Source organism: Acinetobacter calcoaceticus ANC 3811, assembly GCF_000399665.1.
Classification (GTDB): domain Bacteria; phylum Pseudomonadota; class Gammaproteobacteria; order Pseudomonadales; family Moraxellaceae; genus Acinetobacter; species Acinetobacter calcoaceticus_B.
The window spans coordinates 1,580,075-1,593,083 of record NZ_KB976986.1; the positions used below are offsets into that span (position 1 = coordinate 1,580,075).

The 13,009-nt window shown below is 35.3% G+C and carries 10 protein-coding genes; 1 reads left to right on the forward strand and 9 read right to left on the reverse strand.

What is annotated here, in order from left to right:
• Positions 1-37 precede the first annotated feature (37 nt).
• The 4 genes from F935_RS08745 to F935_RS08760 are packed head-to-tail and all read right to left on the reverse strand — an operon-like array spanning position 38 to position 3,274.
• Positions 38-541 (reverse strand): Hcp family type VI secretion system effector, encoded by a 504-nt coding sequence (locus tag F935_RS08745; RefSeq protein ID WP_016138592.1) that lies wholly within the window; start codon positions 539-541, stop codon positions 38-40.
• Between the two features lie 49 nt (positions 542-590).
• Positions 591-2,072 (reverse strand): type VI secretion system contractile sheath large subunit, encoded by a 1,482-nt coding sequence (gene tssC / locus F935_RS08750; protein WP_016138593.1) that lies wholly within the window; start codon positions 2,070-2,072, stop codon positions 591-593.
• The gene (gene tssB / locus F935_RS08755; RefSeq protein ID WP_003651049.1) at positions 2,065-2,568 is read right to left on the reverse strand and encodes a type VI secretion system contractile sheath small subunit; all 504 of its coding nucleotides are present in this window, start codon (positions 2,566-2,568) and stop codon (positions 2,065-2,067) included. The genes tssC and tssB overlap by 8 nt, the downstream gene beginning before the upstream one ends.
• A 16-nt stretch (positions 2,569-2,584) precedes the next feature.
• Complete coding sequence (locus F935_RS08760) at positions 2,585-3,274, reverse strand: hypothetical protein (protein ID WP_035366186.1); 690 nt, start codon at positions 3,272-3,274, stop codon at positions 2,585-2,587.
• An 819-nt stretch (positions 3,275-4,093) separates the two neighbouring features.
• Here F935_RS08760 and F935_RS08765 point away from each other — a divergent pair.
• The gene (locus F935_RS08765) at positions 4,094-5,110 is read left to right on the forward strand and encodes a formylglycine-generating enzyme family protein (RefSeq protein WP_016138595.1); all 1,017 of its coding nucleotides are present in this window, start codon (positions 4,094-4,096) and stop codon (positions 5,108-5,110) included.
• A 4-nt stretch (positions 5,111-5,114) separates the two neighbouring features.
• On the opposite strand, the gene F935_RS08770 is transcribed toward F935_RS08765, so the two are convergent.
• The 5 genes from F935_RS08770 to F935_RS08790 all read right to left on the reverse strand — a co-directional run bounded on the left by F935_RS08770 (position 5,115) and on the right by F935_RS08790 (position 12,864).
• A complete protein-coding gene (locus F935_RS08770; RefSeq protein WP_016138596.1) occupies positions 5,115-8,081 on the reverse strand; it encodes a hypothetical protein in 2,967 nt (988 codons plus the stop codon).
• Positions 8,082-10,868, reverse strand: coding sequence for a DUF2345 domain-containing protein (locus F935_RS08775; RefSeq protein ID WP_016138597.1), 2,787 nt, complete (start codon positions 10,866-10,868; stop codon positions 8,082-8,084).
• Between the two features lie 347 nt (positions 10,869-11,215).
• Positions 11,216-11,581, reverse strand: coding sequence for a hypothetical protein (locus tag F935_RS08780; RefSeq protein ID WP_016138598.1), 366 nt, complete (start codon positions 11,579-11,581; stop codon positions 11,216-11,218).
• A 328-nt stretch (positions 11,582-11,909) separates the two neighbouring features.
• Entirely contained in the window at positions 11,910-12,350 is a 441-nt protein-coding gene (locus tag F935_RS08785) for a hypothetical protein (protein WP_016138600.1), read from the reverse strand.
• A 235-nt stretch (positions 12,351-12,585) separates the two neighbouring features.
• Positions 12,586-12,864: a hypothetical protein gene (locus F935_RS08790; protein WP_016138601.1), complete on the reverse strand. Its 279-nt coding sequence runs from the start codon at positions 12,862-12,864 to the stop codon at positions 12,586-12,588.
• Positions 12,865-13,009: the final 145 nt, after the last annotated feature.

Sequence of the window (13,009 nt, forward strand, 5' to 3'; positions counted from 1 at the left end):
CTTTATGTCAGCCTCCACAAAATATTCACTTAAATAATTATGCTGCGTAAGAAGCAGTATTATTAGAAAGTGACCATTTCTTAGTAACAGCACCTTTAGCAGTACCGTTAATATCTTGTTGGTTATATGTCCACTCAACAGCTGCGTATTTCAAACCAAACGCTTCAGTTGGAACACCTTCTTCGGTAACTGTTGGAGTTACACTAGAAACTAGAACATGCTTCAATTTAATTTGTAAGTACTTGATACGTTTATCGCCATTCGCACGATAAAAATCAATTTGTACTTCATCAAACGTATAACCAGCTGAACATGCTTCCCATAATTTTGGGCTAGTTGCATCTAGGTCTTTAATAAAAAGCATATCTGAATGTTCAACACGTTCAGCAGTATGGCCACCGACACTACTTGAAGTAGCAGATTTAGGTTGACGAATGTTGTGAGACCAAGAGTTAACTTCTAACCAGCCTTTGTGCTCAGAGTCACGAGACTCGCCATCAACTTTATATTTACCGCGAAACTCAACGTATATATCTTTCATTTAGAACTTTCCTATTTTTAATTTAAAGTTATTCTTTCGCTGACCTTTATTAATTTGAGGACTGAGGTAACTCAGTAACAAGTCGCAAAGAAACTGACAACTCATCCAGCTGGAAGTGTGGTCGCAAGAAAACCACAGATTTGTAGTGACCTGGTTGAGCAGGATCTTCTACAACTTTTACAGACGCTTCACGTAGAGGGTATTGAGCTTTTGCTTCTTGAGAAGCGCCATCATCAAGCAATACATACTGTGACAACCACTCATTTAAAAATGCTTCAACATTTCCAGCAGAAGCAAAACTACCCACTTTATCTCTCATCATTGCTTTTAAATAATGAGCAATACGTGAAACGGCCATGATGTACTGAATTTGACTTGATAAAGCAGAGTTAGCATTTGCTGTATCATTGTCATATTTTTTAGGTTTTTGAGTTGATTGCGCGCCAAAGAAAGCTGCGTAATCGGTATTTTTACAATGCACTAAAGGAATAAAGCCCAAATCGCTTAATTCTTTTTCACGACGATCAGTAATCGCAATTTCTGTTGGGCACTTGAATACCACTTCGCCATCTTGTGTTTTAAAAGTATGAACTGGCAAGCCTTCGACTAAACCACCGCCTTCAACACCGCGAATTGCAGCACACCAACCATGCATATCAAATGCATTTGTTAAACGGGTACCGAAAGCATAAGCAGCATTCATCCACAAATATTCATTGTGGTTTGCACCCGAAACATCTTCAGCAAAGTTAAATCCTTCTGTAGCTGTTCCTTCCTTTGGATGATAAGGAAGACGACCAAGCACGTGTGGCAAGGTTAAAGCAACATAACGAGAATCTTCACTGTCACGGAATGAACGCCATTGAACATATTCAGCCGTTTCAAAGATTTTTGATACATCTCTAGGACGATCAATATCTGTAAATGACTCAAGACCAAGAATGCTTGGGCTAGCAGCAGAAACAAAAGGCGCATGAGCAGCGGCAGCAACGTGAGAGATTTGCTCAAGCAAATACATATCAGAAGGCGTACGGTCAAATTCAAAATCACCAATTAGCGCTGAATATGGTGCACCACCAAAAGACCCATACTCTTCTTCATAGATTTTTTTAAATAAAGTACTTTGATCAAAGTCTGTAGCACCTTGAAAATCTTTTACCAACTCTTTTTTAGTCGTATTTAACATACGAATTTTAATGAGAGGATTAGACGGTGTTTCCTGACAGAAGTAGTAAAGACCACGCCAAGTTGACTCAATCTTTTGGAATTGTTCATTGTGCATAATCTGACTTAATTGATTTGAAATCAGTGCATCAATTTCCGCAATACGCTTATCGATTGATAAAGTCATATTTTCAGAAACTGTAATTGTTCCTGCCATTACTTCTTTGGCAAGTTCACCGATTAAGCTTTTTGCACGCGTATGTTCTTCTTCATTTCGGGCAATACGGCTTTCTTCAACAATCGAGTCTAAAAGATTAACTTGTTCATTTTCAACAAGAGGCATTGCTGCCGATTGAGCATTATTCATGATCAGCCTCCGCACTTAATTTACGGATTTGATCAGTACTCTTAAGTACTTCATCAAGTAAGTCTTCTAAACGTTCGCTGTTAGAAATCTTATTTCTTAAATCTGTTAAACGTTCACGCGCTTCAACCAATTTCTTTAATGGGTCAACCTGTTGAACAACATTTTCTGGACGAAAATCTTCCATTGACTTAAATGTTAAATCAACTGCAATTCTCCCACCTTCTTCAGTCAGCGTATTATCTACCTGAAAAGCAGCTCTTGGAGACAATGACTCCATAACTTCATCAATATTATCTAAATCGACATTAATGAATTTTTTATCTTTTAATTTTGTACGTTCAAGCTCAGATGCTGCCGAAAAATCACCCATCACACCAACAACAAATGGCAGTTCCTTCGCTTCTTTTGCATCACCAATTTCAACATCATATGTGAGCTGAACACGTGGAGGTCGAATTCGCTGAAGCTTCTTTTGTACGCTTTCTCTCTTAGCCATAAGATTCTATTCCTGATTATTTAATTAAAGGGTCAAAAGGCGAACTTTTTGATTTATTAACATTGGCTACAGGGGCAGTTTTTGGTTTAACCGCAGTTGCTTTTGCTGGAGTTGCTACTCGTTTAGGTGCTGCTCTGGAAGCAGCAACTCTGTTACGCGTTACAGTTTGTTTTTTATAACTTCTTCTTTCGTTATCACCTGAGCCACCTTCTGCAGCTGCCTTAACATTTGAAGTATCAGGCGCAGGCATTGAAGTATGGATATTTTCAATTAACTGTTTAGCAGGTGGATAAGTTACATCGTTGCTTAAATAACGCATTTCCTGACTACGCATTTGCTGCAATGAGTTATTTGCAATACTTACACCAGATAAAAATAAAACATCTGTTATTAATGAACCGCGTATATTTTGACTTTGCAATTGACTTGCCAAATTCAATGCTTTAACTGGTTGATTGGTTTGATAAAACCGCATAGCGGCTTTAGCTAATAAATCATTTTTTTGAGTCGTATTATCACTATCACAAACTTGTTTAAAAATATTCAATAGCTCAGGATCATTCTGACCTTCTGCTAAAGGATTTTTTTTAATACAACTTTTTTTAAGTTTTACAGGCTCAAGTTCTGCTGCGTGAGCACCTGATAGACTGATAATGTTTCCAGTCAGCAAAAGTATCAAAATACTTCGTTTCAACACAACTTTAATTCCTCTGTTTTCTTATTTATTCAAGGCTTTACTGAAAAGTTAATATTGATAAAACATTAAAAAATCAGCCCAAAAACCTTATATTCAAAAAATTTATGCGCAGTTTATCATATAAACAAACATATTTTATATAAAAAACATATCAACTTAAACTAAAAGTAAATAGTTAAGATGGTTATAAAATATAGCTTAATAAAGTTATTCTTATAAAAATATAATATTGTTATTTTTTGTAATTAAAAATAAATCATTGATTTTTATGAATTAAATAAGAATTAAAACTAAACAAAAAATTATCATAAATATCACTTATTTAGTTTTTATGAAACATTTTCTTAACAATATTTAAGTTTATATTAACCAGCAGCTGTTTCTATTTGGTTAGGAACAGATCATCAAAACGTAAAGTAAAAATGAAAGTTCAAAAAATACAAAACTTGTCAAGACTAATCTGTCTATCTATTATACTTATTTAAATAAATTTAATTTTCTGTCTAAAGGTTAAAAAGTGCCACGCCATGCCCTAAACATGCTTTTTCAATATATTGTCAACAAAAAAAGAAGAGAAAATTTAAGTTTGTTTTTTGTAAAAATATGATGAAGAATTATAGATTCCTCTTTTGAATAGCCAATTGGTTAATGCTTAATTCCCCAAAGCCATTTAATCTATATTTCAATTATAAAAGATCTGAGTTCATTTTAATTTTTCGTAACTATAAAGATTATTCACTGAGTTGAATAACAAAACCGCTCTTTATATCTTTCACGTCTCTTACTAAAATAGTTTCATCAATATTCAACCTAATGATTTCCAACAAAATGATGAAACGGAATATAGCTATTGTTTTATTTTCAAGTCTAGCTTTAAGTGCTTGTGCTAAATCTAGTGAGACAAATCATAAATCATCAAAGCCCTCACCAGAACTTCAGCAAAAAATTCAGCAATTGGTTGAAAAAACCAAAAAGAATATGATCTTTGTTGAAGGTGGTAGCTACCTAATGGGTGATTTTGGACTAGTCACACCAGAATTAGAAAAAATGGTTCCAAATAGCATGGCAGTGAAAAACCCCAAAGGTAATACTGAAAAACCCAATAACCAGCCTTTCTCCCCTGGGGACAATAATAAAACCCTGCATAAAGTCACGCTTAGCAGCTTTAATATGAATGCTTATAAAATCACTACAGAAGATTTTTATATTTACACCGAAGCTAGTGGTCAACCCGAAAGCCTAACAAATAAAGAATATAATCCAGACATTTGGCATGAAGTGGCTGCAGGTATTTCTTGGCAACAAGCCAAAAACTATTGTCAATGGCTAGGACAGCAAGTCGGCACTCCAATGGATTTACCTACTGAAGCACAATGGGAATATGTTGCTCGAAATAAAGGGCAATATACAGCCTTTGCAACAGACACAGGAAAAGTAGAAGCTGAAAAAAATCTTTGGTCTAAAAAGCAATATGACAACTATTATTTAAATTATAGCCCAGACAGTTTAGGTAACATTCCAGTTCTAGGTAAAACTCCACCAAATCCTCTTGGTTTTTATGATCTTGTCACCAATAATTATGAATGGATGAATGATTGGTACGCTAAAGATTATTACAAGCAGTCCCCTACCATCAACCCAACTGGACCAAAAACAGGTACTGAAAAAGTATTACGCAGTACCTCGCCAATGGGCGCCGACAATTTGGTAATGGCGGATGGGTTAGCAATTGGAAGAGCTCATGAAATTATGGAACCCTTCACAACTTCAGATGGTAAAAAGAATTTTCATTTTGAAACCTATTCAAGCCGTTGTGTTGCAAACACTCAACAGCCTATAAAATAATTTCTTATACCGTATATGAACCATCCGAGTTTTGTTCATAATTTGCAGCAATAAATAGTTCCGCATCGGTACCATCTACCTCAATAGACGGTACCGATTCTGTATTTAAGGCAACTAAAGCATCCGCATTAATAATACTTGGTTGTTCAACCATTTTCTCTCTTAACTTTTTCAACTCCCTCGGATTATTCATTGGAGCTTTTTCATGTAAAGGTATAGTTTTGACTATTTTAGAGCGTAATTTTTCATATTGCTCTACATATTCACTACCACGGCCAACAGTATCTGAATTAAAAGTATATTCTTTAACAAAATCAATGGTTCTTGACCAGAATCCATCATGCAAATATACCAACAATTGTTTTTCTAAACTTTGGATACTCCTTTCTGATTTTATACCCCTTAAAGACATTCTTTGAAGTACGTTAAACCACTCACCTTCTGTTGCAATGGTTTCAAAAATTGCGAGTACTGCTTCTTTATGTGTAGGTAAAAAAGGGCTAATTCCTGTTTTAGGCATATCAGCAGCATGTGTATATTCACTATGCCTTGTCATTTGATAAATTAGCATTCCTTTTGCATCTGGTGTAGCTTGTTTCAACCATTCAGATTGACGTTTAATTTTATTTGCTAAATCAACAGAATCTTTTGCAAGTGCATATTTAGCATTAAAATCCCTAAACTCCCCAGCAATATTATTTAAAGTATTAGCCGTCATTGAGTCTCTGCCTAACGCAATAACAGCTAATTGACCTAAATTACTAAACGCATCTTCAGCAATAAAACCTAACAGCGTAAATTGGGCACGGGTAAGTTGGTAATGCACCCATCTTAGTACTTCAAGAACTTGGCTAAAATCAATAACAAAATCTAGCGCCCCTTTTGCACCCAATCCCACACATAAAGCGGCTTTTGCTCTAAAACGGAATTGCTTACGTTCTAACCAGTAAAATAATTTAAAATTAACACCCGCCCCTAAGCCTGCACTTACAGCAAAATCGACAGCTAAGCTCGCTAGAGGTTTAAAATCTTTAGCTTCAGGTGAAAGCCACTGAAACTCTCCAGATGGTTTGATTCCCGCTTCGGCACCAGCAAAAGCTTCAATTTGCCCCTCAGAACTTGCTCCACTACCAGGAATGATGGTTTCATCTCGATCCATTGGGACAAATCTTGGACGGTTTTCTCCCATATTATTGGCGAGTGAAGGATTTCGATTTCTTCTACCATTAGCAGCCAATTGTTGCTGCCCACTTTTACTATAGCTTATCTCCAAACCAATCCCCGCAGCCACTTTTGCACCTGCAAAACCGTAGAGTTCCATACCAATAATAAATCGGAATGCACCTAGATCAATATCATCAAAGTTCAGCATCCAACCTTTATCACATGGAATTACATAGGTGGTTTTTGCCTTCCCTTCAAATAATACTAGCTTGCCTTGAGCATTAACATTCGCCTTAGCATTCACCTCACCACTTTCGGGTTTCCAGCTTGCACTTGTCGATAAGCCAGCGCCACCAACACATCTTAACCACTGTGATTGAATATCAACCGTTAAGTTGTCTGAAAGCTTAATTTGTTCGACAAAACTGCCACTAAAAGCGGAGAAATCCCAAACCTTAGTTCCCGTTTGCTTGGAATATTTCGCAAGATCTAAACTAACTTTTTTAAATTCATTATGAATAGTCTCTTGGTTAATTTTCTTAAAGTCTTGTTTTATATCTTTAAGTTTCTTTAACTCCGTCCCTAAAACCGTTACCTTAAAGCTCTCTTTGTTTTTTTTCTTTTGCTGTAACTGCATATATCGGTCAGTACGCAGATACCGACGTCTGAAATCAAACTCTTGCGTGTTACCATTTGGATTTTTCTTTTGACGTGCTTCAAAAGTAATGACTTCTGTTAGATCGGCCGCTTTTTTAAAGTTTTTATTTAGCTCCTCTTCGATCTTTTTCTCTGCTTCTTTTATTTCTTCTTCTGCTTTTTTAACATTAGAAACACTCCCAGATTTTATTGCTTCTGCTAATTTATTTTTAGCATCAAAAGAGTTTCCAAATAACTTGTCTAGTTTTGAGCTTTCCTTTTCAAACTCAGCATAATCCTCTGCTGAAAGAACTATCATTTCCTCTCGATGCATATTTAAAATAACAGGCGGTTTTCCATTGCCCTGCAAAGTTACTGTCGTATTCTTATCTTGCTTTGTTATCTTCGCAACAGACTTCAACTGTACAGTGACATAATTCTTTTTACTCATAGTTGCAAAATGCTGTATGTCTTTTTTATCTGGTTGGGCAGATATATTTACGAATTTAAATTTTACAAATATAACCTCACCTTTGGGCGAATATAAAGGTGGAGTAAAACCATTTTTATCTACAACACTCATTTTTACATTAGGTAAACTAATTTTCTTTTCCTTACCCTCTTTGTCAAAAGTAAAAGTTTCAAATGGAATATTATCAGATAGTTTAGTCCCCCTAAATCCTTCTATTTTATAGCGATAATATTGTTTGATTTGATATTCTATAGTAGTGATTCCTTGCTTTTCTTCTTTTATATGGAGACCTGAACTACCATTAATATTAATGGCTTTCTCCCACTCTGAATCCGTTCTTTTAATCCAAAGATCATACTCACCAGCTGGCAGATGCATTTCTTTAGTAAAACCTTTCATGTCAGTTTTAGCTTCTCGGTTCTGACTCAAGCTTGGACCTTCATGTACATCTTTATATTTCGCCATATTTTGGGCGATCGTCTGAGCTGAAATAGGTTTATTTTTATAAATAGAGTTCAAATCCAACGGCTGCACAAGAGGCTTAGGATTCTTTGCACTTCCTATAGCTATCGCAAGTTTATTTACCTGTCCTGGCCGTTTTCCCTTTTCAGTTACAGAATAATCCATTCCATGGCAAGCAATCGTATCATTATCAGGTAATACATTAATAAATAGTTTTAATTTAATCTTATTCATCATTTATTCTTCTTCAAAAGTTACAAAACCATCGTGAACGTGATCTTCTAAACTAATTTGGATTTGCTGAGGGCCCTTGGTTGTGATCTTCTGTGTTTTACCTTGACCATCTGTCACACCACTGACCATTTCCCCATTCGGTAAAATCATTAAATATTTTTTATTTTTCAATGGATTACCAGTTATATCTTTGGCAATATAAGTTAAATGGTAATCTGGCAACATTGCCAATTCTGGGTTTTTCGTTGCCACCTTGGCTCCCCCCATAAACAAATGTTGCCCAGCCTTCACCTCAAGCTTCCCCCCTGTGACAGGGAAAATGCCTGAACCATTCAGCTTTACTTGAGATCCACTTGCAGTCAGATTAATTTCAGTTGGGCTAGTAATAAAAACTGTGTCTTCGGTTGACGTAATCTGTACGCCCTTTCGAGCAATCACATCTAAGCCATCACCTTGTGCCTGAATTTCCACTTTACCTTGACCAGCAAAAAGCCGAGCACCTTCTTGAGCGGCAAATAGACTTATTTTTTGACTCGCATGACTCACTATATTCTTTTGCGTACTAATATTAATACTATCTCCAGCACTTTGAGTGAGCTGACCATTTGCACTGAGATAGATATCTTCATTAGTGCTTATAGCGATACTGTTTGGAGATGCCAACAGCATCACTGCTGATTGAAACTCAATAGCCTTTTTAGGGTCTTCTTGTTTAAGAACCTCCAAGAAAGTCTGAATATTCTCAAGCATATCTAACGGGTCAGTTTGCTGATTTTTGGCAACTTCGCTGAGTGCCTTGGCATTATTGAGGCTGCCTTCTATTTGTTGTTTGGCCTCATTTGCATCGAGGTGGACACCTTGGGCTTGATCCTGCTTGTAGGTACTAACAAGTAAGCCACTACCCGCTCTTACCGCGCCCCACTGGTCTGTTCTAAGTTCAAAACCTTCTCCACGACCATCACTTTCCGCTTTGTCTTTTGGATGGCTTAAGTTACCCAAGTTGAGTTGGCTGGCCACATGGCTACTTTGTAGCTGGGCACTGATTTGTTCTGTGGAGTCATCAAAGCGTAGCTGGTTAAAACCTTTACCGTCGACTTCTTCTGAACGAATGCCACTGAGCTTTTTAGTGTCAGGTAGCTGGCCTTTCTGGTCGAATTGCGTTGGATGCCGTTCAGCTTCGTGAATACGTCCCACCACGAATGGGCGGTCAATGTTACCGTCAAAGAAGTCGATGACAACAATCTCACCCACGCGAGGCAAGAAGCGTGCACCATAACCTGCACCCGCCCATGGAGTGAGTACATCCACCCAAGCCGAGTCGGTATCATTGTCGTTACTTCCGGCTCCACCGTCATGACTATGGTCATCAGTTCGGGTAAACAAGAAACGGACTTTAATGCGTCCCCATTGGTCGACATGAATGCTTTCGCCTTCCAAGCCTACCACTCTAGCGCGCTGTGGGTAAGCGGCTGATCGGTGTTCTAGCGGATGATACTCAGGAACAGTTCTAATATTTCTACGCGACAAGATGAGCTCATTACCCTGACGCTCAGTCTGGTCATTTGGCCCTACTTGATTGTTTTGCCATTGGCTTTGACTAAAAAGTTGATTGATTTGTTGTTGTAAATCTTTAGGCAAATTATTTTGCAAATAGAAGCTTTTACCAATAATCAGAAATTCTTTGTCTGCCCCGCTATGCATATCTATTTCTGGATGTTCATTCAATTCAAACCAATAGCCAACTTGCGCATCACGTACCGTGGTTTGTGCATGGAAATATTTTGATTTAAATGCATAATAATCAGATAGATTTTGATTGAGTTTTTCTAGCTGCTGATGACCCGATGCAGTGGCTTGGTCTTCCCCATTTAAGTCTTGCATCCAAGCAGGACTGACATGCCATGCATGTTCTAGACTTAAACTCGCATTATCTTGATTAGCACTATGACTATGCTGTGACTGAACACTGCCCATGCCTTCTTCTTGACTTAAAGCATCAGCCTGCCAGCGTTGCACATGCACGGCTGTAGATTGCAAACTTCGAGTAGGCACAAGGCTTGTCATACTGTCTTGTTGTTCAACAGCGCTACTACGGTGATAACGGATATTTCTTCGATCTAATGCTAAATATGATTCATTGCAATCAATTAAACGTAACTTTTGTGATTGAATCTCATCCGAGCTATCAGTGGCAAACAACTGAGCTTCATCAATTAACCAGTTAATGCCTTCACTACGCCAAAGTCGGGTTAAAAACTCATAATCCGTTTCGTTACTTTGCATGACAAAAGGTCGAACATCGTAGTCTTGGCTTAGGTTTTTTAAATCCAAAGTTAAGGCAGAAGCAAACAACGGACTTTTGTTCTGCCACTCAGTAAATAGAATTTCAGTAATGTTCCGTACACTTTTATTCATAAATACACGGCTATTTCGGCGTTTATGCCATAGCGCGGTCGGATCTTGTAATCTCAGTTTATACAATGTTAACGAACCATCACTCTGCCCCTGACTGGCTTCTGTAATAATTCCTGTAGTTCTAAATAGCTGCCCCTGATCAGTTACTTGATCGACTGCAACCTGACAACCAATAAATTGTTTTAATGAAATATGGGCATTGGTAGAAAGACAAAATAAATCGGCAGTCAGTCCTTCATTTAGCTGATGCTGCCCTTCAATACTTTGTAAAAAGACTTGAATATTCAACGATGGATTAGAAAACTGAACATGAAGCACGCGTTTTTGCGGGCTGATACCCAAATCTTCTAGAATTCTATGTATATGAGATAACATCTTTTTTATGAAAACTTTGTCAGGATTGGCATTATTTTATAAAATACAGAAACATCTGTCTATTTTATAAAGAAAAACTTAACCATATGAATACAAGAATGAATGAGAATACTATCCGTGATAAATACAAAAAAATGAATTAACAACTTACGCTATTAATTCACTTTTAACGATTATTAATTTTTTAGTATTCCAAGAAATTTATTAAAAGCATTTAAAAATTGTGATGATAAACCGTTTCTTTACCATAAAATGCAATTTCAGAAATTAAAAGCCTAAAAAAGCCATATAAAATTGATAAAGGGAATTTCCCTCTTGAATTTTCAAAGAAGATATTAAAGTTATATTTACTTGATTTCTTCAAAATATTCATATGCTGGTAAATCAGGTTCTAATGAATTTGTATTTCCAGCATAACCATCTAATACTAACTTAAAATTATCAGAAATAATTGCCAGAAAATAAAGATTGTGATATATACAACAATCAAATGAAATTTGATCCTTGTTCAATTTAAAAACAGGTAAAGGCGAAATATTATAGTATTCGCCATCATCTAAAAATGTTTCATATTGACTAAAAAATACATTAAATAAAAGATTTTCATCAGAAATATTCTTAATAAAATTAATAATCTTTTTACTTATTAAAACCTTATCCTGTGTTTCTGTAGCTTCTATCAAAATCTGATTTGATTTTTTTAAAGACAACATTTCATTGTAAAAATCAATACTTTCAATCGACAGACCACTTGTCTGAACTATCTAAAAATTTAAATTTTAAATTAGTATCCTTAATAAAATTTGATAGATTCAGATTTTGTCTTTGTTTAATCTTAAGTGCTGTAATTCTTTTCATTCATGCGCTCCTTATCACTAGTCATGAGTAATGATTAGCCCACTTGAAATATATTTCCAAGCACATGGATTATTAGTCCTAACTTGACCATTATCCATGATAGTTGGAGTTGCATGCCAATGAGAATATGGATACTCTTTATCTTTAGAATGATGAAAAGTATCACAATTTCAATTTAATAAATTAGATAGTTCCACATATATATTCAAAAATTCTCAACTCCACTAAATTTATATCTTTTTTAGTACTATCTATACTTAAAAAATAAATAAAATCCAGAAAACAAAATTCATCCATGAAGTTAAATAAATTCAGAAAAAATTCGTTAGTATTTATCTTAATCACTGGTTCAGATCCAGAAAAATATAAATATACGCTCTCCTCATTTAATAATTTAAATTTCAAATTCGAGACTATTTTATTTATCACACTCTTATCAATTTCATTTGGAAAACTCAATTTTAAAAATTCTGTATTTGTGACTTCCCAATTCATTCCCCCTGTTGTTCCCTGCCATAAAGCGCCCATACACTCATTAATTTTATCAGTTAAATGTAATGGCATTATTGAAAAATCAATCTCATATTTCCGATAAAACTCTTCAATATCTTTAATTAAATTCATAGCTTAAATATCAATCCAGGCATATTAAAATTACTAGAAAAATATAAATTTATTTTTTGATTTAATCTATAAATTACTAGAAATCCAAGAAATAAAAAATCATCATCTCGCTATTAATTTCTGTCGTTAAAAAGATACCTAATTGATTGTTTATTTATATATTAATGCTTTTCATAATTTACTAAAATAGAACCTAATAGTAAATATTAAGTTCTATTTTGAAATTTTATACAAACTATAACCATCTATTAGCTGGTGATAATTCCTCATATTTTTTTAAATCAGTCTGTTTAATTTTTCCTAAAGATACTGCCTTATTAAATAATTTATCAAATCTAGCTAAAGATTCAGCATCTCCTGCTAATGAGGCATAAAGCATTAAATATTTTTCAATTTCTTTACTATCTAACTTTATTATTCCATCTATTTGATCATCTAAGATTTCATCAACTTTTTCATATTCTTCCTGTTCCGAAAGCTTATCTATAAGTTGATTAAACTCTTCAAATTTCATAATTAATTACCTCAGTTTATAATCCGATACGCCTTAGATGGAATTGAGCCTCTAATCAATACTTCTTGATCTTTAATTGCCAAGTTCTTGCTCTTTGTTTTCCTTTATTAATCAAATTTGCCCCATCAGATATATCAATAATTTT